This is a genomic window from Corynebacterium sp. FDAARGOS 1242 (assembly GCF_016889985.1).
In the GTDB taxonomy this organism is placed as follows: Bacteria; Actinomycetota; Actinomycetes; order Mycobacteriales; family Mycobacteriaceae; genus Corynebacterium; species Corynebacterium minutissimum_B.
Genome location: NZ_CP069568.1, coordinates 1,627,822 through 1,652,100, shown reverse-complemented (window position 1 = coordinate 1,652,100; position 24,279 = coordinate 1,627,822). Strand labels below are relative to the sequence as shown.

Genomic DNA, 24,279 nt, shown 5'->3' with positions numbered 1-24,279 from the left:
GGGGTCGGCTCCCCGTGGCGTGTTTTCATTGGAGGCACTTAGCTTTATACTGTCAGAATATTATTCGTTTCGTGTCTCGGAGGTTCTCATCATCATGCGCCGCTTCTCTATGCGAGTAGGTTTGTCCGTCTTTGCCTCCGCCACCCTGCTGGGCGGCGGCGCAGTTGCCTCCGCCTTTGAGGTAGCACCGGAAGAGCAATGCCAGCTGTCTTCCGTGCTCAGCTCTGAGGAGGGCTCCGGTGCTGAGGGGTCTGAGAGCCCGGCTGGCCTGAGCTCTCAGCACTCAGTTGCCACCGAGTGCGGTGCTTTTGCCGACGCCCCAGCAGTCGCGGGCTCTTCCGACCCCGTAGCAGGTGCCGCTACCCACGCCACCATGTTCGGGGGAATCAGCTTGGCGCTTATTAGCGCCTCCGCCGCCTTCGCAGGAATTGACTGGACCCCGATCCTTATCAAGCTGGGTTCCTGGTTCTAAGCGGACTTACAGTGGGGTTCGGGGGCCACTGTCAGCATGCGAAATGAACGTAAGTGCCGGCCGGACGCGGAGCCGGTAAAAGCGCGCTGCTGGCCGCCAATAACGGCGGAACCGAAGTATTCACCATTGGCCCGCGCATGCAAACTGCTGAGCGCGATGCGCCCGCGGCTCCTATCGGCGGGCTGAGCCTTCTTCCACGCCCGAATGTGCGTGGAGATTTCTGGCGCAAAACGTGCGCTGTCGAGATGGCTTAACGGCCGCAGGGATGCCGCAACCTCCACTACGATGACGACCAAACCGCGGATCTCCTCACGCGTCGCGAGGTCAGCGGCGGTAGGTTCGCTTTCATAGCGAATGCGCTGTGGAGCGGCGTAGAGCTGCAGATGGCTCATTCCGGGGATGGGGATGTACACAAGAGCTAACCTTCCCAGCGGTGAGCGGCGCAGACAGGGGAGAGGAGAGCTGGACGCCTCTTCATTGTGCCACGCTGACAGCCTTGGCTGCTAGCTCGCTGCAGGACGCGGGTGGTAGGAGCGTTCACACTGTAGGTTCGCTATACTTTCGGACGATATACACAGCTCAACGTGAAGGGTGAAGGATAGAAATTATGCGTGGACTCATCGTTGATTTTGTAGGTGTGCTGGACGGCACCGAGGAAGACGTCAAGCGCTGGCGTGCACTGTTTGCCGCTGCCAAGTCGAATGGTGTGGCCACCGCTATTCTCTCCAACGATCCGGGCGGCCCAGGCGCTGAGCACATTCGCGAATGGGAATACCGCGGCATCGTCGACGCCGTAGTCCTCTCCGGCGAGATCGGTGCCGAAAAACCGGATCGTGCCGCCTTCCAGGCAGCTGCCGATGCTATCGATCTGCCTATTAATGACTGCGTCATGGTGGATGATTCCATCGTGAATGTGCGCGCCGCTGTGGAAAATGGCATGGTCGGTATGCTCTACACGGTCTTTGACCGCACCAGCGTTGAGGTCCAGGCCGTCTTCGACATTGAAGGTGAGTTCTAAGTGTCCTCAGACGTGCGTGTCTTCTTGCCCGCCACGTTCGCTATGCTCAGCGAGCTGGAGGAAACCGGTCAGCTCGCTGCGCGCAGTGGATGGGGATTTATGGTGACTCCGGCGCTGCGGGAGTTCTATACCGAAGGCGGAGATGAAGAGGAGATTGCTTATTCGGCCTTCCTTGAAGCCTCCATGGCCTCTCTGCGCCTGCTGGCCATTGGTGATGAGGAGAAATTCCCGCATCGCCGCGTTGTGATCTCGGTGGATGTCGATGAGTCTGTCATTACCCCGAAGCCAGATATGGGCGAGCCCGTAGTGGCACTGAACCCGGCCATCATCACCAAGGACAACCTGCAGGCGATTCACGTCGACATCGAGGAATCCGAAGCAGCTACAGCAAAGGCCATTGAGGCCATTGATAACGCCGACTTGGGCGATGAGGACGCTGAGCTCGCCGTTGGTGATGCCCTGGATAATTTCATGGCGTTCTACGACCCGACGGAGCTACCGTTCCTCGTCGAGCTGCTCTAAACTCAACTCTATTCCACTATCCGTCCTATAAAGCCCTGCCCAGCAGGGCTTTATCCTCTAAGGAGTTACCTCCCCCTATGAAGGCATCCCGTCTTTCTGCCCTGATTACCGCTGCCGCATTGTCCACCGCTGCCCTTGGCACCCCTGCCGCCGGCGCGCAAGAAGCAGCCGCGTCCGTTGAGAAGGCAGTTGACACGTCGCACAGCAGCACCAACACCACTGCATCCGGTACGGACAAGCAGGACCCGAGTAATGCTGAGCAGTCCACTACGCCGTGGCTGCGCATCGTAGAAGGCTCTTCCCAAGGGCCAGCCGGTGTGATCATCGCGATTCTTTTCGGCATCATTAGCGTCGGCATGGCCATCTACCAGCAATTTGGGGAGTACCTCCCCAAGCTGGGCTAATTGTTGATAGTCTGCTTAGGTAAAACTCAGCTCGATCGAAAGGCTCTCACCAATGTCTTCCTCCCGTCTTCGCCGTGTGGTGGCTACCTCGACCTTGTCCGTCGCGCTTGTGGCTGGCAGTGTCGTTGCCCCGACTGCCGGTGCAGTGACCACCTCCATCAAGAACGATAAGTGCACCATCACTTTGAGTGAGAAGGAGTCGACCGACCTATCCAACGCCGAGTCCAAGGACAACGATGTGGATTCTGGTCTGCTCAAGGATGACTACGAGATTCTTCCGAAGGATGCCGAGGCGCGTGCGCGTGCTGTCCAGAACCAGTCCGATGAGCTGTACCGTGACCTCGCAGACTTCGAGACTGATGCCGAGCTTGGTGACGAAGACGCTGTAAAGCGCGCCAAGAACAACATCAAGGTAGCCGAGACCTTCCGCGACATTGCACCGGAGTATGTCAAGGCGCTCAACGCGTGTGCGAAGAAGGAAGAGTTCAACAAGAAGAAGGACTCGGACGGCGACAATACTTCTTCCAACATCGATAAGGGCGGTGCCATCATCCTTGGCGTGAGCGGTGCTCTCACCGTCATCCTGATGGCTCTGCGCGCTGCTGGCCCATTCCTCAAGACGGTTCTGCCGCCGCAGCTGGCAGACATGATTCCGGCTTAAGACTCTGGCTAGGCGGCTGAAGGCTAGGCCCAGTCCACGTTAGTGCGCAGGGCCGCCAGCAAGCCGCGGACGGCGTCGCGGCGGCGAGCTGAGGCGGTGCCGTCCGCGATGTTGAGGTCCAAGCCGCACTCGGGGTCTGCTGGGGGACCGGCGTGGGTGCAGCCACGGGGGCAATCCTCGATGGCCTCCGCGAGGTCTTCGAACACCTCGATGACGTTTTCCGCATCGATGTGAGCCAAGCCGAAGGAGCGGATGCCGGGGGTATCAATGATCCAACCGCCGTGTGGCGTATCTCCAGAGGCAGGCAGGCGCAGAGCGACTGACTGCGTCGAGGTGTGGCGGCCTTTGCCCACAGCAGAGACCTCACCTGTCTCTCGGTGGGCATCGGGGACAAGGCGGTTGACCAAGGTGGATTTGCCCACACCGGAGTGCCCGATAAGGGCAGTCACGTGGCCGTCGATAGCCTGGCAGACCTCTGTGAGGTCATCATCCACGCCGGCCTCCACGACGGTGACATTCAAGTCCTCAAACTCCTTGGCAAAAGGAGCGGGATCGGTGAGATCTGTCTTGGTCAGGCACAAAACCGGGTGAATATTGCCGGCGAAGGCGGCGATGAGCGCGCGCTCCACAAAACCAGAGCGCGGTGGCGGGTCCGCCACGGCAGACACAATGAGGAGCCGGTCGGCATTGGCCACGACGATTCGCTCGTAGGCATCGGTATCGTCGGCGGTGCGGCGCAGGACGGAGGTGCGCTCCTCCAATTTCACGATGCGTGCGAGCGTGTCTTTCTTACCCGAGGTATCGCCCACGACGCCGACCCGGTCACCGACCTCGACGGGAGTGCGGCCCATCTCTCGTGCGCGCATCGCGGTGACGACGGGACCATCATTATCGAGGGCCACGCCCCAGCGGCCGCGGTCCTTGGTGATGACCATGCCGAATTTGGCGTCCTTGTGCTGGGGGCGGTCTTTGGTGCGGGGGCGAGAGCCTTTGCCTGGGCGGATGCGAACATCGGACTCGTCATAACTGCGTGCGCGTCTAGCCACGAACCATGGCCTCCCACATTTCGGCAAAGCCGGGCAGAGTCTTTGAGGTGCATTCGATGTCATCGACCTCTACGCCCTCGACGACCAGTCCGATAATCGCACCAGCGGTGGCCATACGGTGGTCCGCGTAGGCACGCCACGTCCCGCCATGAAGTGGGGCAGGGGTGATGCGGAGGCCGTCGTCAAGCTCGGTGACGTTGCCTCCCAGACCGTTAATCTCCGCCGCGAGGGCCGCCAGGCGGTCCGTCTCGTGGCCACGCAGGTGCGCGATCCCCGTCAGCGTGGACGGGGTCGATGCCAGCGCACACAGCGCTGCGACGGTCGGGGTGAGCTCTCCGATATCACCCATATCCAGGTCAACTCCCCGCAGGCCAGCGGCACCTTCCGCTGGGCCGGTCACCGTGAGGTGCGGTTCCTTACGGGGAGCCTGCGGGACGTATTCGACGGTGGCGCCCATCTGTTCCAGGATGCCGCGGAAAGCATCGCCTGGTTGCGTGGTGTCCTCCGGCCAGTTCGGAATGCTCATGCTGCCGCCAGCAACGGCCGCAGCAGCGAGGAAGGGCGTGGCATTGGAGAGATCGGGCTCGATGTGCCACTCACGGCCCTTGATGGGCCCTGGATGGACGACCCACTTATTTTCTGCCGCGAAAGCATAAACGTCGGCCTCGCGCAGCATGGCAATAGTCATCGCAATGTGCGGCTGGGAGGGGACAGGGCCTCCCTTATGGTGCACGACGAGACCATTGCGGTAGCGCGCAGCAGCTAAGAGGAGGCCAGACACGAACTGGGAGGATGAGGAAGCGTCGATCGTAACCTCGTATACATCCGGCACATCGCGCGGCGTGATGCGTAGTGGCAAACTATCGCCTTCGACGTCGACGCCAATCTCACGAAGTGCCGCAGTCATGGTGGACATGGGGCGCTTGCGGGCGTAGGGGTCACCGTCGATAAGCACCGGCCCATCCGCCAAGGCAGCTACCGGCGGCAGGAAACGCATAATGGTGCCGGCCAGGCCACAATCTACCTGCGCGCCGTGCAGCGGGCGCGGTGTTACGCGCAGGTGCGGTCCCCACTCAGAGATGCCCACGCCCATGGCCGTGAGGGCTTTCTTCATGAGGTCAGTATCACGAGAGACGAGCGGGTTGTAGATGATGGAGGGGGAGTCCGCCAACGCGGCAAGGATGAGGGCGCGGTTGGTCATCGACTTCGAACCAGGGATCTCCTGCGTCCACGACAGGGGACCGGCGGGTTGTGGCGCACTCCAGAAATCAGACATGTAGTCCATAATAGGGGGCATGTGTGGAAGATTTGTACTGTTTACCGAGTCCCTCCTCGACGAGGTCGGTGAGTGGGAATCTATCACGGAGGTCCACGCGCCCGAGGGCTTGCCGCCCGCACGCTACAACATTGCCCCGACCCAGCCGGTAGCCATCGTCCGTGTTGAGGACACCACCGCGCGCGTCGAACCAGCGCGGTGGGGACTCCTCCCTCACTGGAAGAAGGACCTGGATGGGCCACCGCTGTTCAATGCACGCGCTGAGACGGTGGCGAAGAAGCCCTCCTTTCGTGATGCCTTCAAGGCCCAACGCTGCGTTATCCCCTTGGATGGCTACTACGAATGGAAAGCAGGCGATAACCCGAAGGCGAAGAAACAGCCCTTTTACGTCACCGGTCCCGAGGGGCTGCTGTGGGCAGCGGGATTGTGGGCCACGGGCGTGGACAGGTTATCGGCCACGATGGTGACCACTGAGGCTACCGAGGAAATGGCGTGGCTGCACCACCGTTTGCCCAAGTTCCTGCGCAGGGAAGAGATTGCGCCGTGGCTCGCCGGGGAAGCCTTGCTCGAACCGAGCTCGGTGGAAGGTTTCAACGCTCGCCCGGCGGATCCGGCGGTGGGTAACGTCCGCAATGACTATCCGGAGCTGATTGCCGAACAACCGCCGAGTACCTTGTTTTAAAACGAGCACCTTGTTTTAAAAGCTGTGTAGCGTGCCTGAGGCAGGATGCCTATTCGGCTAGGAGGTCGGCGAAGGAGACGTCGAGGACCTGGGAGAAATCTTCGGCGTTCATTTCGATGTCGAGGCCTCGCTTGCCGCCGGAGAAAAAGATGGTATCCCACAGCACCGCTGTTTCATCGATGACTGTGGGGAGGACGTGTTTGTGGCCGAGGGGTGAAATACCGCCGGGGATGTAGCCGGAAGACTTAGAAGCATCGGCAGGATCGGCCATAGAGGCTTTGGAGGCGCCGAAGGCAGCGGCGGCCTTCTTGAGACTGAGTTGGTGGGTTACTGGAAGGACACACACGGCGAGCTGGCGCTTGGGACCTTTACCGGCGGTGAGATCGATGACAAGAGTCTTGAATATGCGTTCCGGCTCGACATCGAGAGCCTTCATAGCCGCATCACCGAAGTGGTCGCTGCCACCGTCGAAGGTGGTGACGCGGTGCTCAACACCAGCCTCCTCCAAGAGCTTGAGGGCGGGGGTAGCTGCATGCGGGGTCTTCTTAGCCATAGGAACCACCCTAGTGCCGGGCGCTAGGATAGTTTCTATGGCCACAGACACGACGAGCGCGAGCGAAACCTCAGAAAAGCAGCGCGAACAGCAGAGGCTGTTTGAGGAACAAGCCCTGCCGTTGCTGGACCAGCTCTACGGTGGTGCAATGCGCCTGACCCGCAATCCGCAGGACGCAGAGGATTTGATCCAAGAGACCTACTTGAAGGCTTACAGCAATTTCGGCTCCTTCAAGCAAGGCACCAACCTCAAGGCCTGGCTCTACCGCATTATGACGAATACGTATATCAACTCCTACCGCAAGGCGAAGCGCCGGCCGACGGAGTCGTTGGCAGATGAGCTCAGTGATTTCCAGCTGTACACTACTGCGGGACACGATTCGACCGGCCTAGAATCCGCCGAGGTGGAAGCGTTGAAACAGATGCCCGACTCGGAAATCTCTGACGCCATGAACGACCTTCCCGAGGATTACCGCATGGTGGTCTACTACGCGGATGTGGTGGGTCTGGCGTACAAGGAGATCGCTGAGGTGATGGATACCCCGTTGGGTACGGTGATGAGCCGATTGCACCGTGGAAGAAAACTACTCCGCACTGCGTTGAAGGACGTGGCACGAGAAAAAGGCATTGGCCGCGACCACCCAGATATGAATTCAAAGACGGAGGAGAAGTAATGGAACGCGCAACAGGACGTAACTGCGGTGCGTGCAACTCTCCGGAGGTAAATGCACTCTTTCGGGAGCTGCTCGATGAATCGACGAGCTATGCACGGGCGCTCGCCATTCGCGAGCACATCGCGCAGTGCGACGTGTGCCAGGAGCGCTTGGAAAGCGAAGAAGTGGTGAGGGCTCTTGTTCGCAAGTGCTGTAGTGGTCAAGCCGCACCGCAGTCCTTGCGTCGGCGGATTTCTGTGCAGATTACGCGCACTGAAATTACGTGGGGATAAGGGGGATAATCCTCCGCGGCTTTCTGTGGATACAGCAAAGGCCCGTTCCCGCCGTGTATGCACGGTAATGGGGAACGGGCCTTAAATGCTGACGTTATGCGTTAGGACGCTTGCCGTGGTTAGCGGACTTCTTACGGCGATCCTTGCGCTTACGGCCACGCTTGCTCATCGCGTACTCCTTCTGTTAAGGGTAAATGAACTTATTTAACTGTAGCGGCAGGGTATGCCGAAGTGGAAATCGGGGGAGTGTTTAAGCAGACACGCGGGCGCGGCTGCGGCTGCGGTTACGACGCTTGATAGCGCGGCGTTCCTCCTCCGACAGGCCGCCCCAGACGCCGGCGTCCTGGCCGGACTCGAGGGCCCACTTGAGGCAAGAGGAAGCAACCGGGCAGCGGTTGCAGACCAGCTTGGCCTTTGCGATCTGAGTAAGTGCAGGGCCGGAGTTACCGACTGGGAAGAACAGCTCTGGGTCTTCGTCGCGGCAAACGGCTTCGTGGCGCCAATCCATGATTGAAATCTCCTAACAAAATTGTGACAGCAGTGGATCACTAAGAACAGTTCACAGCGGTAAGCACAGCAGGAAACTGCCCCGAGTGTTGAAGGGGGAAGGTGGACCGGTCTGCGGTCAGTGGGACCCTGTCTCGAGGTAGGGTCAGCGTCGCCGCCGCCATGATTCACCTTGTGTTTACTCGGATTTTCCTCCGAGTTTCGAACTGGTTTAACAGCTCGTTGTTTTTGCTACCTGAGAATAATGACATGTTTACTCCAAGTCCGCTAGGGGTAAACGCCAAAAAGTGGTCAACGTCACTAAAATAAACGCTCATCTTTACACTTACGCTTCCGTCGGTGCGCTGTAAGAATCCTGTCAAAAAGTCTTCTACCTGCAATATTATCTTTTCTGAGGTGAGTGTGGTGACCTGGATCCCGTCAAATCCATTTATGAGGATTTGCCCCCGTTATCGGCCCACCGGTTCAGTGAACGCCGCGGAAAGAAGAGGAAGTAGACAGGAGAAGTAGACTAAGCAGACGTGACTAAGAAGAAGAAAAACACTGGCAATTCGACGTCCTCCCGAAAGACCTCTCAAGCGGAGTCAAAGTCTGCGCCGAAAGAGGCCACGATTGCGAGCCCGCCGCGCTCGGTTGTCGTGTCTGCTGGCATTGCTGTGATTCAATCCGTCGCGGTCATCATTTTTGGCATCTTCCTTATTGTCCGCGAAGTAACTGGTGCTGAGAATGCCTCGATGGTCTCTGATTCCGGTGCAGCTGGCTACGTGGGGTTGGGCACGGCCATCTTCCTCTTCATCGTCTTCGGCTTCGTCATTGTGGCGTCTCGGGCCTTTGTGAAGGGGCGGCGCTGGGGGCGCGGTGCCATTGTCCTCGTTGAGTTCATTTTGGCAGCGATGGCGTTCCAAATGTTTAGCGGTGGATCCCCGGTCCTGGGGGCTGTGACCTTGGCCAGCGCGGCCGTTGTGCTCTACCTTCTCATGGCGGTGCCAGAAACGGCGCAGTGGGCCGAGCGGAACTTTTAAGGATTCGCTTGAAGTAGATGCCCGTCAGCGACGGCGGTGGTCCTAAGGCTAATCGGCCTTAAGCGCCACAGCCGTGTCGCCCCGCTGCTCAATAATCACTGTTCCTGAGAGCGTGAGCGAAATTGGGCCGGTATAACCTTCACGGTCCACAGGGATGGTGCGCTCGGTCTGACCGCTCGACCAGTTCACCACGTCGATGCCCTCCTCGGTGGGGACGAGGAGGCGTTCATCAAGGGCGATGCCGGTGCCCACGGCGTTATCCAGTACGTGGTCTACCTTCAACTCAGTCGGGGTGAACAAGTAGAGGCGCTCACCATCGAACCACGTCATGTGGTGGGGAAGGTCAGCGATGACCGGTGCAAAGGGCGAGGCTGAATCAATAATGGCCTGGGACGGTTCGACGTCCGTGGTGGATAGCTGCTCGCCGTCGAAATTGTAGGAGACAATGCGCGGTGAACCTGTGGGCAGGTAGACCGCGGCGGCTTCCTGACCAACGGCGACCAGACGCGCGCCCGGATCAGTAATCTCAATCTCTTTGGTAATTTCCGGCTTACGCGAGTCCTCCGGGGTAGCCTCCTGAATGCGCAGCCACGTCGACGTGGGGGAATCTGGGCAAGACTCGGTAACGGCGAGCGTTTCGGTACGCGTCAGAGCAGAGGAAATGGCACAGTCCTCGTGAGGCTGCATATTGGGTTCCTGCTTGGCGTCCACATCACCGTATTCCACCGTGCGGACCAGGTCTGAACGCCAGAGTTCGATGCGCTCGGTAGAGACAGTACCTACTCGGTCATTCGAGGAAATAGGGACAACCTCATCGGGGCTGCGTGCACTGCGGGTATCGGAGTACTCACCGGTTGCAGCGTCAATCGCTACGACATCACCGCAACCAACATTGGTGTGATAGGACGCCACGATCTTGTTCCACGCCGTGCCAAGTGAGCACAGGTCGGCATCACGGCGCTGATACGTCCACACCGTGTCACCTGCGGAATTAGTGGCGGTTAGGGTATCGCCCTCGTGTGCCACCACGAGCCCCTTTGACGACACTGCCCGCGTTTGGCCCGGCACCAAGGTATTAGGCAGTGAGAAGGACTTCGACAAGGCAGACGGGATGGAGGAGAGAGTTTCTGGGTCAGTATCGACGGACGATTCGACGGCTGGGGTGAGTTCCGCTTTGTGAATCGGGGCAGTGACAAACGCGCCGCCAACGGCAATGGCGCACACCGCGCTGATGACGCCCACAGCCGTCCAATCCGCCTTGGAGGAGCGCAGAATCGGGGCTTTCTGTGAAGCCTTCGCGGCCTTCTTCTCCGGCTGCGCGGAGCTATTCTCCTGTGCCTCCGAGTTCATCGGCGTCCTCCTTGGCGGGTTGAGCGTGTACGGGTGCGGGTGCGGGTGCGGCGGGATGCACGCGCGGAATCAGCGGCAGTGCGATGTTTCGAACTGGATCGGCGCGGTGCGCCCAACACCTTGGTGGGTGGTCCGACGGATTCTTCAACGTCTTCGGGAATATTGAGGGCTGCGGCAAGCTCCGGTGAGGTGCTAAACCACTGGGGCGGTTCCGGCTGATCCAAATCGAGCTCATCGTTGATAATGTGCCATTTGCTCAGTTCATCGTAGCCCACGAGGGTGACAGCAGTTCCAGTGTGTCCTGCACGACCGGTACGGCCGATGCGGTGCACGAACGTCATAGGATCATCGGGGACCTGGTGGTTGATTACGTGCGTGACGTCATCGACGTCGATACCGCGCGCAGCCACGTCGGTAGCCACAAGAATGTCCACGGTGCCCTCGCGGAAAGCGGTAAGGGAGCGCTCGCGTGCAGACTGATCCATATCGCCATGGACCGCGCCCACGTTGAAACCTCGCTGTGCCAGTTCCTCCGCTACGGAAGCTGCCGCGCGTTTGGTGCGGGTAAAGATAATGGTTCTTCCGCGTCCTTCGGCCTGCAGAATGCGACTCAACACCGCAACCTTATCCATGCGGTGAGCCTGGAAGGTGATCTTGCTGGTGGAGGAGTGAGTGTGCTGATCATCACCGGATTCGGCACGGATATGAACCGGTTTGGTGAGGAAGGTGCGCGCCAGCGTGACGATTGGCCCCGGCATCGTGGCGGAGAAGAGCATGGTCTGGTGTGGGTTTCCGTGCAGAAGAGTGAGAATCTTCTCGATATCCGGCAAAAATCCCAAGTCCAGCATTTCATCTGCTTCATCAAGGACGAGGACACTGACCTTGTCGAAGCTCAGGTGCTTCTTCTGGCACAAATCAAGAAGGCGTCCAGGCGTGCCCACGACAACATCCGCGCCGGCTTTGATCTGTTTAATCTGTTCCTCGTACGGCCTGCCACCACAGAGCGTGATCACACTGAGCGGCAAGTGCGCGGCGGCCACCTCGAGGTCACCGCTGACCTGGATCGCTAGCTCGCGCGTTGGGGCGATAACCAGCGCTCGGGGAGTGCCATCGAGTTCTGGGATATCGGCATCATCAAAGACCCGATCCAGCAGTGGGACGCCAAAGCCATAGGTCTTGCCCATACCGGTGCGGGCTTGACCAATGAGGTCCTGACCGCTGAGCGCGATGGGAAGAGTCAGTTCTTGGATGGCAAAAGTATGCGTGATTCCACGCGCAGCCAAGGCATCGCAGATTTCTGCCGCGACTCCTAGTGCGGCAAAGGTGGGCGATTCGCTGGTGTTCCCGCGGTGATCGCGGGAAGCGTTCGAGGATTTCGGGGAATGCACACCTTGATAGTAGAGGACGTAGCTATAGTGGGGCCATTAGAGCGCCGGAGCACGGGTGCTAAAACGCGCCCCTTCGGCAGGACGTTGAAGAATTATCGAAGGAGCATGCACAGCATGGACATTAAGTTTGGATTCGCCGATACCGCACGCGAGCTGGTTATTCACGCTGAAGGTGAGCAGGAGGAGCTGACTAAGACGATCAATGGTGCTTTGGCGGACAACTCCACTCTCGAACTAGAAGACTCTAAGGGGCGTAAGTTCATTGTGCGGACGGACCGCGTCGTCTACGTCGAAATCGGCACTGCCCGCGCCCATACCGTGGGATTCGCGGGTTAAGTACGCACGAGCTTCGCCAGCGGGTAGCCTAAATGGCCATGGACAATCCCGCGCACAGTGATCAGCGCCCTCAGCAGCATTCTCAGCACGCCTCAGCGCTGACGCGTTTTGCACGCGACTATGGCTGGTGGCGGGTGGTGGCAATTCCCGTCATGGTTGTCATCACGGTCTGGGTTCTCGTTGACGTGCTCCGCTCGCCGTCAGCAGAGTCGCCTGAACCGACGGCAGGGGAGGAGCAAGCAACGAGTAGTGTTGTTGCCACTACATCCGCACGGAAGGGGCCCGACCCGGCAAATGCCAGCGCTATTGCTGCTGCTAAGGATGAGCTTCCCGCAGGCGGGACCTTCACTGAGCAGGGCGAGGAAACCTACCGTGACGCCGGCCCATCGACGATGCATGCTGGCAAGGGCGGTGCACAAACCATCCGGTTTTCAGTCGAGATTGAAGATGGCGTGGATACTTCCACTTATGGGGGCGACAGTGCAGTTGTCGCGCTTGTCGACGCCACCCTGGCCGACCCCCGTGGGTGGACCGGCGCTGGGAATTACGAATTCATCCACGTGAAAGCGGATGACAACCCAGATACTCACATTCGCCTCACGTCACTAGGCACGACTGCAAAGCTGTGCGGCGCGCAGTTGCAATCAGAGACTTCCTGCCACACGACAATTACGGGCGAATCAGCGGTGTATCTCAATGAATCGCGCTGGGTACGCGGCGCAGTTCCCTTTGAAGGTGATCTAGGAAACTACCGCCAGTACCTCATCAACCACGAGTTCGGCCACGCTATCGGCTATGCCTCCCACCAGCCGTGCGGTGGCGATGGCAAATTGGCTCCGGTCATGATGCAGCAAACACTGAGCCTGAACAATGCTGAGCTTTATGCCAAGGATTCGGAAGAGGTTTATCCGGACGAGGATGTGACGTGTGAGCCAAATCCGTGGCCTTATCCCATCTCAGCCGACCACGATCACGCTAAGCCGGAATAGCTCTACGAGAAAGACGAAGACGTACTTATGCCGCTGCCGCCCGAACCTGTTCTAGCTAGCTTTAACGCTGAAACCCGACCCCGCCGTGTAACGGGCGAGCTGATGGGGTCTGCCTGGGATAATGGCATCCTCGTTGGGGATGTTATTTTTGCTGAGGCCCGCGAATGGTCAGGATGGTCTGCCAAAGTGCGTGACAAGCTCAGTGTCCCAGGGGTGCGGATTGCTCGTCCCGTACTGACCACTGATGGCCGCTACACGGCCGCCGGCTGGAAGGCTACGCAGTTCGTGCCCGGCCAGGTACGTGGGCGAATTGATGAAGCGGTGCAGGTGGCGCTGCGGCTCGATAGCGCCCTTGCGACTGCGCCACTGCCGAGCTTGGGTCAGCGTGACGATATCTTTGCCCGTGCCGAACGCGCCGCGTGGGAGGAGACAGGCGAGGCCTATTCCGACGAGGAGCTTTCCGAGCTTCCCCTGGCGACTGCGCACATGGACGTGCTGGGTACCACGGTTTTCTCTGGGGCGAACCCGCCAGCACTGACGGATATCGTCCCTTCCGCGGCACCGCGCCCACAGGGCTGGTCTGCGGCATTAGCGATGGTGGACGGGTTGATTGCGGATGCCGTCGATGCGGACATCTGTACTCGCTTCGAATCAATTCCTGGTGTCCACCAGCTCTTGTTACGTGCAGTGGCCTATCGACGATACGTGAACGTACTGCACCCGAACTCCAAATCGACCGTTCGTTCGAACATTGAAAAGGTGGAAGAGACCCTCGTGTCCGCCGCATCTGACAGACTATAAGGCGTGAATTACAGCAGTCAGTCCACCGTCCGCGCCGGCGTTAGCCTTCCTCCCTCGCCCGACGTTCGCCTAATTCCCCGAACTCGGAGCGCCATCCAGCGCTCCTGGGACGTGCCGCTGCCAAAGGAAGGCACGTGGCGTGTCCTGGGCACTGCGGGTTCAGGGGTGTCGAGCCTGCTTATCGATGTTGTCTTAGACCAACTCACCAGCGGTGCTGATGCCTCTGGAATTCTCGTTGTAGCGCCGTCGAAGGAGTCGGGCTCGTTGCTGCGGCAGGAACTGGCTGAGCATCTCGAGGACTATGCAGCACAGGCTTCCATGGTGCGCTCCGTGCACTCCTTGGCTTTCGCGTTGCTGCGCCGCGGCAGTGAGGAGGAGCTGCGCCTGATTACCGGTGCGGAGCAGGACGTTGTCATCCGGGAACTACTGGCGGGCCACGCGGCGGATGGCCGTGGTTCGTGGCCCGCGGAGGTGCGCCCGGCTCTGGAGTACGTTGGCTTCGCACGGCAGTTGCGCGACTTGCTGCTGCGCGCGATTGAACGCGGGCTTGGTCCAGGAGACTTGGAGGAACTTGGGGCCCGTTACCAACGTCCCATGTGGTCTGCCGCGGGTGACTTCCTCCGTGAGTACGAGCGCACCCGGGCCCTTGCTGGTTCGCATTCTTACTCTGCGGCGGAACTTGTCAGCCAAGTCCTCCTTCGACCTGAGTTACTCCAGGATCACCCATGGCACACCATCGTGGTGGATGATGCCCAACTGCTCGACCCCACCTCCGGCCGGCTCATTGCTGAGCTGGCCAAGACCGCTCGGCTCACTGTGGTTGGTGGCGACCCAGATCAGGCAGTCTTTGCTTTCCGCGGCGCCAATTCTGAATTCCTCACCTCGTGGGAGGCAGAAAACGAACTGCGCTTGGTAGCCCCGCACCGCAGGCCATCACCTGCTTGCGTCAGCGTTGTCGACTCCCGTGGAACCCTGCGTGATGTTCTGGCTAATACGGCCCGCCGCCGCCACCTGGAGGACGGGGTGAATTGGCGCGACATTGCAATTATTGTGCGCTCCACAGGAGATATTGGCCCAGCCCGAAGGACCTTGCTGGCGGCCGGCGTACCGGTGCATATCAATCCAACGGATGTGATTCTTGCAGAACAGCGTTTGGTTAAGGCCGTAATGCTGGCGTTGCGTGCACTGGAAACCGACCTTGACCCGGTGGAACTTGAGGACCTCATTACTGGCCCCGTGGGCGGTGCTGATCCGGTTACCTTGCGCCGACTTATCCGCGGCTTGCGCCGTTGGAAGCCGGAGCAGCGTGGCATGGACACCTTGCGTGAGTTGCTTGAGGGCGATGTGCCGGACTTCGACAACATGCTTACGGAGCGCGAGGAAGCCATTCTTGCCCGTATCCGCGGCGTCCTGTCTGCGGGGCGCGAGGTTCTGCGGGCAGGAGCTGCGGTGGAGGAAATCCTCTGGGAGGTGTGGCAGGCTACGGGGCTCGATACCCGCCTCCAAGCCGCGGCCCTGCGCGGAGGTGCTGCCGGTTCTCAAGCGGACCGAGATCTTGATGCCATGATGGCCCTTTTCGATGCCGCTGGTGACTATGCCGAACGCCGTCCTTCCGCATCTTTGGAATCTTTCATCCTCCACATCACCGAGCAAGAGCTGCCCACCGGCGTGCGTGATCGCCGCTCGGCTCTGCCAGATGCCGTGGAGATTCTCACCGCGCATGGAGCGGTGGGACGAGAATGGGACACGGTTATTGTCGCGGGAGTCCAGGAAGGTACCTGGCCCTCAGTGGGGGAGACCGGTTCCCTCTTCGGGCAGGAGGACCTGATTGACTTGCTGGATCGTGACATCACTCCTGGCACTCCGGTAAGCCATGTATCTGGGCGTTTGGCGGAAGAACGCCGCCTCTTCCACGTGGCTACAACCCGTCACCGCCACCGTTTGTTGGTTGTCGCGGTGGATTCTCCAGAGAGTGATGAAGTAGAAGAACCGTCGCGCTTTATTGAGGAGTTTCTGTCTGCCGGTGGTGTGGATGTACCTGGTGCACAGGCGCGCCGGGAGGCCAGTCAGCGGTGGGCACGTCAAACACTGCCACGCGAGTTAGGCCTTGAGCTTCCGGATCCGGGGCCAGTGACCGTACGCGGTGGTGCCGGCATTGATGAGGAGCTGGATCCGCTTGAGGTCTCAGTGCTCTCGGTCCCTTCCTTCGTGGCACAACTGCGTCGCTGTGCCACCGATCCAGAGTCTGGCGAGGCCGAGCGTTCTCAGGCAGTTCGGCAGCTTGCCCGTCTCGCAGAGGCCGGTGTTCCAGGCGCACACCCGGATCAGTGGTGGGCTGCGCGCTCGGTGGCGTCCGAGCATCCGCTGTCTGGTTCTCACAGCTTGTCTCCCTCCCGGGTGGAGGCACTCAGAGCCTGTCCACTAAACGCAGTGTTGGGCAATCTTGCTGAAGAAGAGACAACGAATATCAACCTTGTACGTGGCAACCTTGCCCATGCCTTCCTCGAAGCTTTAGGTCGTGGTGTTGAACCAGGTACTGCGAAGAAACTCGTGATAGAAGCCTTCGCTTCGATGCTCGACGGCCCCTTGTGGCGCCGCGATGCCGAGCTTGCTGATTTCGAGCGGCTCATCGATCGCACCCATAGCTGGTTGCTGTCCACCACGTTGGAACCGGTCGGTGTCGAAGTCCGTGTCTCCGTCGACGTTTCCCCGGATGTGACTATCCGCGGGTATATCGATCGACTCATGAAAGAGGGCGATGAGTACGCCGTAATCGATCTCAAGACAGGCTCGCAGGCAGCAACGAAGGAAGCTGCACGAGACAACACCCAGCTGTTGACCTATCAGTTAGCCCTTGCCCACGGAGAACTCGTCATGGAGGACTCTGCAGATGAGGAACAAGTAAAGGCAATTCGCACCGGCGAAGGTGTGCCCCGTGCCACGAGCCGGCTGGTGTATCCACGTACCTCAGCAGCAAGTGTGACGGAACGTGAACAAACAGCTAAGCCACCGGAGGAACTCGACGAGTTTGCAGCACAGCTACCAGCCCTCGTCGCAGAGCTGCGGGGGCCGGGTCTTACTGCCCGTGAGAACGACGGCTGTGATCGTTGCCCCATCCGCTCCATCTGCCCTGTCATGAACGAAGGAGGTCTGGTGACCAATGCCTAATCACCCTCAGAACCCCACTCACCACTTCAGTCCTGAGGAACTGGCTACTGCCCTAGGCAAGCCTTTCCCTCCTACCGATGAACAAGCTGCCGTCATCGAAGGTCCACTTGGACCGAAGCTAGTCGTTGCCGGTGCTGGCGCGGGCAAGACTGAGACGATGGCCTCACGCGTCGTGTCCCTAGTAGCCAACGGTCTTGTGCGTCCTGAACAGGTTCTCGGTTTGACCTTCACTCGTAAAGCGGCACAGCAGCTCGAGCAGCGTATTCGCCGTCAGTTGTTGACCTTGCGCTCTTCAGGCATCCTTCGCCCCGGTAGTCCTGCCGCCGAAGCCGTGGAGAATATCGTGCCAAAGGTGTCCACCTATGACTCCTACGCAGGTGACCTTGTCCGTGAATACGGGCTCCTCATGCCGGTGGAGCCGAGTGCACGCATCATTACGGAGGCTGAACGCTACGCCATTGCTCATGAAGTAGTGAGTAACTATGCCGGTTCCTTGAGCACTGATCACGCAGTGGCAACGGTGGCTGCCACCCTTTTGAACCTCGCGCAGACCATGGATGGCGAACTTAAGGATCCAGCTTCCTTGCGTGAGCACGAGGAGATTTTCCGCAAGACTGCGGAGGACCTTGAGAAGACTCGCAAGAATGGCAAGGAATTCAGCGACAAGGTGCAGAGCTACCTGGACACGCAGCGTCTTCGTTTGGAATACCTGCCTCTTGTGGAAGCTCTCAAGAAGGAGCAAGCTGAGCGAGGAGTCATAACTTTTGGTGAGCAGATGTCTATTGCTGCGACCTTGGCGAAGAACTTCCCACTCTTGGGCGAGCAGCAAAGCGCGCGCTATCGCGTCGTGATGCTCGACGAATACCAAGACACCTCCCACGCGCAACGTATTTTGCTGCGCTCTCTTTTCGGCGGGCCACGTGAGGGGCTATCGGTGACCGCAGTGGGTGACCCCATGCAGTCGATTTATGGGTGGCGTGGGGCCACCGCGGAAAACCTTGCGGCTTTTGTCACCGACTTCCCACAACCGGATGGTTCGGATGCGCCGAAGGACCAGCTCACCACCTCGTGGCGCAATCCCTCCTCGGCGCTCGAGCTGGCTAATGATGTGGCTGCGAAGCTTTTCTCTGAAAGCCCAGGGGAGCGCCCCGTTGATGAGCTTTCGCCCAAGCCGACTGCACCGGCAGGAACCGTCGAGTTGGGCTACTTTGCCACGGAAACAGAAGAACGAACCTTCATTGCGGAACACTTGCGCGAGCTTTATGAAGCCACTCCCGAAGGCGAGGAGTTTAGTGCGGCAGTGTTGGTGCGCACCAACAAACAATCACCTCTCATCGCGGCAGCCCTCGATGAGGTTGGTGTTCCGAATGAGATTTTTGGAGTCGGTGGCCTCCTGTGGCGCCCCGAAATTCAAGACCTCGTCGCAGTCGCGACGTTGCTGGTCCGTCCCCAGGACACCACAGCAGCTTTGCGCATGCTCACCGGGCCGATGTGTGGCCTAGGCATCTCCGATATTCAGGCCCTCCACTCACGTCAGCGCAATTTGGCCGGTACTACTGATGGCCGCCTGCGGTGGGAAGGGGGCGACCCGCTGGAGTACCTCACTGCTCAGGTGGAATCCATCACTGCTGAAGGGCCCGACCAAGTGTTGGGGCTCGCGGACGCCCTTGCTGATCTAGGCGAACGTGATCGCTACAGCGCTGAAGGCCTCGAGCGAATGGAGGAGGTCGCTGCCAAGCTGCGTTACCTGCGCACATATTCACTGGGCAAATCGTTGAATGACATTTTTGCTGACATTGAGCTCGTCTTTGGTGTGCGCACTGAGGTTCTCGCTGCCGGAAAGCCGGGAGGAGCAACGCACCTCGATGCCTTTGCTGACCTTGTAGCCGGTTTCCATGGAGATAGTTTGACCGCGTTGCTGGATTACTTCGAGCTGGCCAAGGAAAAGGAGGACGGACTCGCCTTGGGCGAGGTGCCGGTTGTACGCAACCGCGTACAGATTATGACCGTGCACAAAGCTAAGGGCCTGGAATGGGAGCACGTGTGCGTGGCACATGCAGACTCCTCGAGCTACAAAGCTCAGGCAGAGACCTTCCTTACGAAGATTGAGAAGGCGCCTGGCGATGATGACTACATCGAACTGCCCGATGATGCGGTGAAGCGCTCGGAGTTTGGTAAGGCTTGTGAGGCGTTCAAGGAGCTTGACCGTGAATTCCAAGCAGAGGAAGCAGCGCGTCTTTTCTACGTAGCGATGACACGCACAGAGTCCACGCTGACAGTGACGGGCTCCGGTACGAACAAGGCCAAGGGAAAGAGCAGGAAGGGCCCGTACTCTTATCTACAGTTGTTGGCAGATAAGCACCCAGAACTTGTCGTTCACTGGGAGGTACCGGACCTCCCCGTCGAGGCTGAGGAAGGCACGGAGCGTGAAGCTTACTTCCCATCGCTGACTCCACAGCCCCGGGCGGTTGATGCCGCCGCTGCGGTTCGCGCCGCGATGAAGGGGCTTCCAGCATTGCGAGATGGCGAGACCTTCGAGCTGTGGGAGCAGGAGGCCAGCGCGCTTATTGAGGAGCACAAGGCGCTGCACGCTCCAGTTGTCGATGTAGAGCTTCCGAGTGAGTTGACGGCCTCCGACATGGTGGCCATGTCAGCTGACCCGATTCAGTTCGCACGCCGTCAGCGTCGCCCCATTCCCTTCAAGCCGAATTCCTACGCCAAGCGCGGTACCGCCTTCCACGCCTGGCTCGAAGACCGCTTCGGCGCACCAGCGCTCTTGGGTGAAGATGAGCTACCAGGCTCCCACGATGAGCCCGACCACGACCTCGAATCCCTCAAGGAAGCGTTCTTGGCTTCCGAGTGGGCTCAGCGTACCCCAGCACATGTTGAGGCACCTTTTGAAATCACCATCGGTGATTCCGTCGTGCGTGGTCGCATGGATGCGGTATTCCAGCAGCCCGACGGAACTTGGCTCATCGTGGATTGGAAGACGGGCCGGCGCCCTCAGGGCTCTGCGCTGACCTCTGCGCAAATCCAGCTTGCTGTCTATGCAGAAGCATGGCGCCGTATCCACGACGTCGACTCTGTCCGAGCAGCCTTCTTCTACGTCCAAGAAAACTTCCTGCTAGAGCCGGAGAACTTGCCTACTGGCGCTCGCCTTGCTGAGCTTGTGGACTCTGCAGTTTCCACCCCGCCCGGGTTAAGTCTAAGGTAGTCTCACGGTACATTCGCTCCGTTTAAGGGAGGTTGGCGCTTAGTGGCCAAGCATTTAGGCAAACGCTTGACATCGCGTTTTTTGCCGCAGATTGAGTTAACCTCGCAGCCTGACCATGCGTTGATTGACGTCATTACTCTCCCGCGTACGGAGAGCACCAACCCGTGGAAGCAGCTGGCACGCCGCGTCCTGTGGGCTTTCGGCCTTCTCGTCCTCGTCACTATCGTCGTCTACTTTGACGGCGATGGATACAGCGAGGACCTGTCGCTGCTCGATGCTGCCTATTATTCGGCGGTCTCGCTGACCACAGTGGGCTATGGTGACATTGTTCCCGTTACTCCGCAGGCACGTTTCCTCAACCTCGCCGTTGTTACCCCGGCCCGTCTGCTCTTCCTTGTTTTGTTGGTTGGAGCGACCTTGTCGGTGCTCACTGACCGAGCCCGTCGCACATTTGAAATCCAGAATTGGAGAAAGCAATTGCGTAACCACACTGTCGTTATCGGCTATGGCACGAAGGGCGCCGGTGCGGTGGCGGCTCTTATCGCGGATGATGTTCCTGCCTCCCAGATCGTGGTCGTCGATACCAACCGCGCCGCACTGGCTAATGCTGAACACCACGGTCTGGTGACCATCTATGGTTCCGGTACCAAGCAGGATGTTTTGCGCATCGCCGGTGTGCAAAATGCCTCATCCGTTGTTGTGACTCCATCCACGGACGATACTGCCGTGCTGTGTACGCTTTCCGTGCGCGAGCTCAACCCCAAGGCCAAGGTGGTGGCTTCAGTCCGAGAATCCGAGAACCGCCACCTTCTCTTGCAATCGGGTGCAGACTCAGTGGTGACCTCTGCTGAGACCGCGGGCCGTCTGCTAGGTCTTGCCACCGTCACACCGACGGTGGTGGAAATGATGGAAGATTTGCTCTCCCCGAACGAGGGCTTCTCCGTCGCCGAGCGCGCTGTGCGCGAGTTTGAGGTTGGTTCTAACCCGCGTCACCTTGCAGATATTGTGCTCGCGGTCCTGCGCAATAATGAGCTGCACCGCGTTGATACCGCCGATGCCTATGCGCTCAAGCCGGGTGACCGCCTGCTCTACATCAAGCACGAAGTGAACCAATCCATCGACGATACCGATGAGGACGAGGACGACGACAAGTAATGTTCCTGCCAGTCACCGAGACCGGCCGCATCCCAGTTGATGCCGAAGGCCAGCCTGTCCTCGTGGCAGAACCTGCCGGTGACATTCTTGTTGAAGCTGGCGCTGTTTACGCCTTCCTGCTGGATACAGCGATTGCTGAGAAGCTCGGCACGTTGCAGGATGCCTCGTTCTTCAACGGCCAGAGTGACATCCTCAAAGCTGTACATGTGATCCGGAATCGTCGTGAAGCGCGCTTCGATCCGCGCACGGGCGAGGAATTGCAATACCCCGCTCCCGGCGTGGTAGGGCGCGCTGGAGATCGTTATGTCTTTCCCCGTCTTGACCCAGCGGTGATCGGCATTATTCACCACCCAGAGTCGGAGCGTATTCTTCTGGCGCGCAACCGCCACCGCCCAGAATTCTTTTCTCTCATTGCTGGCTACGTAGAGCCGGGCGAAACCCTCGAGGACGCCATGGTGCGTGAAGCGCTCGAGGAAACCGGTCGTCGTCTGCATACCGTGCGGTACTGGGGTTCCCAGCCGTGGCCGCCAAGTGGGTCCCTTATGGTGGGCTTTTCTGCCGTCACGGAGGATGTCGAGGCCGTGTGCGATACTGACGAAGAGCTCGCAGAAGTACGGTGGGTGTCCCGCGGTGACCTGCCGAGCATGACCATTGCCCGTAAGGGCTCAATTGCACACACGATGATTATGGAGTGGTTCCACGGTGATGAGACCGGATCTGTCCCTGCTCGATGAGGACCAGCGTGCCGCCGCTACGGCGCCGCGCGGCCCTGTGTGCATCTTGGCGGGCGCCGGAACGGGTAAAACCCGAACGATTACCTACCGCATCGCCCACATGGTGGACCAGGGCTTTGTTAATCCCCAGCGAGTCCTCGCTGTCACCTTCACCACCCGTGCGGCAAGTGAGATGCGCGAGCGGCTTAACCAGATGGGAGTGGGGGGAGTGCAGGCGCAAACCTTCCACGCCGCCGCCCGCCGGCAGCTGAAGTATTTTTGGCCGCAAGTAGCGGGGGACTTGCCGTGGCAGCTCATTGATAACAAATTCAGCCTTGTCGGACGCGCAGTCCGCTCATTAGGCCTCGACAATACCAAGGACACTATTCGTGATTTCCTGGGGGAAATCGAGTGGGCCAAATCATCGCTCATTGGCCCCGAGGGCTATCCGGGTGTCATCGAGAGCACAGACCGCGAGGCCCCGGGTGATGCGCAGGCCGTCGCCGAGGTCTTCCGCCGCTATGAGGACATGAAATCCACTCCGGATCTCATGTACCTCGATTTCGATGACCTCCTCATGCACATTGCCGGGGCCATTGAGAATGTGCCATCGGTTGCGGAAGTATTCCGTGAGCAGTACCGCACGTTTGTCGTGGATGAGTACCAGGATGTCACACCGCTGCAGCAGCGTGTCCTTGAAGCCTGGCTGGGGGACCGTGATGACCTCACGGTCGTGGGTGATGCCAACCAGACCATTTACTCCTTCAACGGCGCTTCACCGGAGTACCTGTTGGACTTTTCTCGCACCTATCCGCAGGCCACCATGATTAAATTGCAGCGAGATTACCGCTCCACCCCGCAGGTCACGCAGTTGGCTAATGAGGTCATTGCAAAGGCCACCGGACGTGCCGCCGGTACCCGGCTGGAGCTGCAAGGCATGCGCGAGCCCGGTCCAGAGCCCACCTTTAAGGCTTATGAATCCGAGGAGGTAGAAGCCAAGGAAGTCGCGGGGCAGGTGCTGACCTTGCTTAACCAGGGCGTGAAAGCTTCTGAGATTGCCATCCTCTATCGGATCAACGCGCAGTCGGAACAGTTTGAGCAGGCGCTGGCGGATGCCGGAGTGGTCTACCAAGTCCGCGGCGGTGAAGGTTTCTTCCGGCGCCCCGAAATCCTAGAGGCTATCCGTGTGCTTATCGCCGCATCGCGTCGTGATGACCTCCCGGATGATCCGGTTGCCGTTGCCCGCGCGGCTTTCGTGGAGCTGGGATTGACGGCTACGGAACCACAGGGTGCTCAGGCACGCGAGAGATGGCAGTCACTAAGCGCACTCGTGGATCTCATTGCCCAGATTGTGGAGGACCACGAGGGCATTGATCTCAACGGCGTGCTGGGAGAGCTGCACCGCCGCTCAGAAAACAAGCACAACCCCACCATGGAGGGGGTTACCTTGGCTACCATTCACGCTGCTAAGGGCTTGGAATGGGATGCGGTCTTCCTCGTCGGTCTCACGGAAAAGCTGTTGCCCATTAACCACGCCATCAAAGCTGGCGATGAGCAGGTGGAAGAGGAACGCCGCCTGTTCTACGTGGGCATTACTCGTGCCCGCGAGCACCTGGCCCTGTCGTGGGCGTTAGCAAAGACCACCGGTTCGCGGGCATCGCGCGAGCGGACCCGTTTCCTCGACGGCCTCGTGCCGAGCATCGAGGAAAGCGAGTCGAGCAATCGCCGTTATCGCCCGCGGCGCTGCAGGGTGTGCTCCAGCGAGCTCACCAGCCCTGCAGAAAAGGTGTTGGGCCGCCACGAATGGTGCGAGTACGAAGGGGATGAGGATGTCTTCAACGCGCTGAGGTCGTGGCGTTCCTCGGTGGCGAAGGACTCTAAAGTACCTGCGTACGTAGTCTTTTCTGACGCCACTTTGCAGGCCATCTCGGAGGCGCTTCCCGCCACGGAAGCGGAACTGCTCGATGTCTCAGGCGTCGGCCCGACGAAATTGGAGCGCTACGGCGCGGAAGTTCTGCAGATCATCGCTTCAACACGTTAAGCGCTCTTACGCGTAT

At 59.5% G+C, this 24,279-nt stretch carries 25 protein-coding genes; 17 read left to right on the top strand and 8 right to left on the bottom strand.

Annotation, left to right across the window (positions count from 1 at the left end; genetic code table 11):
- Positions 1-94: 94 nt before the first annotated feature.
- A complete protein-coding gene (locus I6J72_RS07855; protein WP_204098788.1) occupies positions 95-472 on the top strand; it encodes a hypothetical protein in 378 nt (125 codons plus the stop codon).
- Here I6J72_RS07855 and I6J72_RS07850 read toward each other — a convergent pair.
- On the bottom strand, positions 469-885 hold the full coding sequence (locus I6J72_RS07850; RefSeq protein ID WP_204098787.1) for a hypothetical protein: 417 nt from the start codon (positions 883-885) through the stop codon (positions 469-471). The genes I6J72_RS07855 and I6J72_RS07850 overlap by 4 nt on opposite strands.
- A gap of 194 nt (positions 886-1,079) precedes the next feature.
- Here I6J72_RS07850 and I6J72_RS07845 point away from each other — a divergent pair, with 194 nt between their 5' ends.
- The 4 genes from I6J72_RS07845 (at position 1,080) to I6J72_RS07830 (ending at position 3,077) form a co-directional block, all read left to right on the top strand.
- Positions 1,080-1,490, top strand: a complete 411-nt coding sequence (locus tag I6J72_RS07845; RefSeq protein WP_039674214.1) for an HAD-IA family hydrolase — start codon at positions 1,080-1,082, stop codon at positions 1,488-1,490.
- 12 nt (positions 1,491-1,502) lie between these two features.
- Positions 1,503-2,012, top strand: coding sequence for a hypothetical protein (locus tag I6J72_RS07840; protein WP_039674388.1), 510 nt, complete (start codon positions 1,503-1,505; stop codon positions 2,010-2,012).
- 77 nt (positions 2,013-2,089) lie between these two features.
- Complete coding sequence (locus I6J72_RS07835; RefSeq protein ID WP_204098786.1) at positions 2,090-2,416, top strand: hypothetical protein; 327 nt, start codon at positions 2,090-2,092, stop codon at positions 2,414-2,416.
- A gap of 52 nt (positions 2,417-2,468) precedes the next feature.
- Entirely contained in the window at positions 2,469-3,077 is a 609-nt protein-coding gene (locus I6J72_RS07830) for a hypothetical protein (protein ID WP_204098785.1), read from the top strand.
- 23 nt (positions 3,078-3,100) lie between these two features.
- On the opposite strand, the gene rsgA is transcribed toward I6J72_RS07830, so the two are convergent.
- The gene (gene rsgA / locus I6J72_RS07825) at positions 3,101-4,123 is read right to left on the bottom strand and encodes a ribosome small subunit-dependent GTPase A (protein ID WP_204098784.1); all 1,023 of its coding nucleotides are present in this window, start codon (positions 4,121-4,123) and stop codon (positions 3,101-3,103) included.
- A complete protein-coding gene (gene aroA, locus I6J72_RS07820; RefSeq protein WP_204098783.1) occupies positions 4,116-5,420 on the bottom strand; it encodes a 3-phosphoshikimate 1-carboxyvinyltransferase in 1,305 nt (434 codons plus the stop codon). The genes rsgA and aroA overlap by 8 nt, the downstream gene beginning before the upstream one ends.
- Here aroA and I6J72_RS07815 point away from each other — a divergent pair.
- On the top strand, positions 5,419-6,081 hold the full coding sequence (locus I6J72_RS07815) for an SOS response-associated peptidase (RefSeq protein ID WP_204098782.1): 663 nt from the start codon (positions 5,419-5,421) through the stop codon (positions 6,079-6,081). The two genes, aroA and I6J72_RS07815, sit on opposite strands and share 2 nt — an antisense overlap.
- Positions 6,082-6,130: 49 nt before the next feature.
- Here the strand turns inward: I6J72_RS07815 and ybaK are convergent, their stop codons facing one another.
- Positions 6,131-6,634 (bottom strand): Cys-tRNA(Pro) deacylase, encoded by a 504-nt coding sequence (gene ybaK / locus I6J72_RS07810; RefSeq protein ID WP_204098781.1) that lies wholly within the window; start codon positions 6,632-6,634, stop codon positions 6,131-6,133.
- Positions 6,635-6,671: 37 nt separating this feature from the next.
- Between ybaK and I6J72_RS07805 the strand changes: the two genes are divergently transcribed.
- Together I6J72_RS07805 and rsrA are read left to right on the top strand one after the other, a co-directional pair.
- The gene (locus tag I6J72_RS07805; protein ID WP_204098780.1) at positions 6,672-7,307 is read left to right on the top strand and encodes a sigma-70 family RNA polymerase sigma factor; all 636 of its coding nucleotides are present in this window, start codon (positions 6,672-6,674) and stop codon (positions 7,305-7,307) included.
- The gene (gene rsrA, locus I6J72_RS07800; RefSeq protein WP_115021383.1) at positions 7,307-7,579 is read left to right on the top strand and encodes a mycothiol system anti-sigma-R factor; all 273 of its coding nucleotides are present in this window, start codon (positions 7,307-7,309) and stop codon (positions 7,577-7,579) included. The genes I6J72_RS07805 and rsrA overlap by 1 nt, the downstream gene beginning before the upstream one ends.
- 94 nt (positions 7,580-7,673) lie before the next feature.
- Here the strand turns inward: rsrA and I6J72_RS13250 are convergent, their stop codons facing one another.
- On the bottom strand, positions 7,674-7,748 hold the full coding sequence (locus I6J72_RS13250) for a 50S ribosomal protein bL37 (RefSeq protein ID WP_012714902.1): 75 nt from the start codon (positions 7,746-7,748) through the stop codon (positions 7,674-7,676).
- A gap of 81 nt (positions 7,749-7,829) precedes the next feature.
- Entirely contained in the window at positions 7,830-8,087 is a 258-nt protein-coding gene (locus tag I6J72_RS07795; RefSeq protein ID WP_070672799.1) for a WhiB family transcriptional regulator, read from the bottom strand.
- A gap of 520 nt (positions 8,088-8,607) precedes the next feature.
- Between I6J72_RS07795 and I6J72_RS07790 the strand changes: the two genes are divergently transcribed.
- A complete protein-coding gene (locus tag I6J72_RS07790) occupies positions 8,608-9,108 on the top strand; it encodes a hypothetical protein (protein WP_204098779.1) in 501 nt (166 codons plus the stop codon).
- 48 nt (positions 9,109-9,156) lie between these two features.
- Here the strand turns inward: I6J72_RS07790 and I6J72_RS07785 are convergent, their stop codons facing one another.
- On the bottom strand, positions 9,157-10,458 hold the full coding sequence (locus I6J72_RS07785) for a hypothetical protein (protein ID WP_239107265.1): 1,302 nt from the start codon (positions 10,456-10,458) through the stop codon (positions 9,157-9,159).
- Positions 10,455-11,846: a DEAD/DEAH box helicase gene (locus I6J72_RS07780; protein WP_204098778.1), complete on the bottom strand. Its 1,392-nt coding sequence runs from the start codon at positions 11,844-11,846 to the stop codon at positions 10,455-10,457. Before I6J72_RS07780 ends, I6J72_RS07785 begins: the two co-directional genes overlap by 4 nt.
- 114 nt (positions 11,847-11,960) lie before the next feature.
- Here I6J72_RS07780 and I6J72_RS07775 point away from each other — a divergent pair, with 114 nt between their 5' ends.
- From I6J72_RS07775 to I6J72_RS07740, 8 genes are read left to right on the top strand one after another with little or no spacing between them, the layout of a single operon-like run.
- Positions 11,961-12,182 carry a DUF3107 domain-containing protein gene (locus tag I6J72_RS07775; protein WP_115021387.1) on the top strand — a complete coding sequence of 74 codons (222 nt, stop codon included), beginning with the start codon at positions 11,961-11,963 and terminating at the stop codon, positions 12,180-12,182.
- Between the two features lie 38 nt (positions 12,183-12,220).
- On the top strand, positions 12,221-13,171 hold the full coding sequence (locus I6J72_RS07770) for a DUF3152 domain-containing protein (protein ID WP_239107263.1): 951 nt from the start codon (positions 12,221-12,223) through the stop codon (positions 13,169-13,171).
- Positions 13,172-13,198: 27 nt separating this feature from the next.
- Positions 13,199-13,972, top strand: coding sequence for a hypothetical protein (locus tag I6J72_RS07765; protein ID WP_204098777.1), 774 nt, complete (start codon positions 13,199-13,201; stop codon positions 13,970-13,972).
- Between the two features lie 3 nt (positions 13,973-13,975).
- Complete coding sequence (locus tag I6J72_RS07760) at positions 13,976-17,140, top strand: ATP-dependent DNA helicase (protein ID WP_239107261.1); 3,165 nt, start codon at positions 13,976-13,978, stop codon at positions 17,138-17,140.
- Positions 17,133-20,354 carry an ATP-dependent helicase gene (locus tag I6J72_RS07755; protein WP_204098776.1) on the top strand — a complete coding sequence of 1,074 codons (3,222 nt, stop codon included), beginning with the start codon at positions 17,133-17,135 and terminating at the stop codon, positions 20,352-20,354. The genes I6J72_RS07760 and I6J72_RS07755 overlap by 8 nt, the downstream gene beginning before the upstream one ends.
- 42 nt (positions 20,355-20,396) lie before the next feature.
- Positions 20,397-21,509 (top strand): TrkA family potassium uptake protein, encoded by a 1,113-nt coding sequence (locus tag I6J72_RS07750; protein ID WP_115021391.1) that lies wholly within the window; start codon positions 20,397-20,399, stop codon positions 21,507-21,509.
- The gene (locus tag I6J72_RS07745) at positions 21,509-22,243 is read left to right on the top strand and encodes an NAD(+) diphosphatase (RefSeq protein ID WP_204098775.1); all 735 of its coding nucleotides are present in this window, start codon (positions 21,509-21,511) and stop codon (positions 22,241-22,243) included. Before I6J72_RS07750 ends, I6J72_RS07745 begins: the two co-directional genes overlap by 1 nt.
- A complete protein-coding gene (locus I6J72_RS07740) occupies positions 22,212-24,263 on the top strand; it encodes an ATP-dependent DNA helicase UvrD2 (protein WP_304505306.1) in 2,052 nt (683 codons plus the stop codon). The genes I6J72_RS07745 and I6J72_RS07740 overlap by 32 nt, the downstream gene beginning before the upstream one ends.
- The last annotated feature ends 16 nt before the right edge of the window (positions 24,264-24,279 follow it).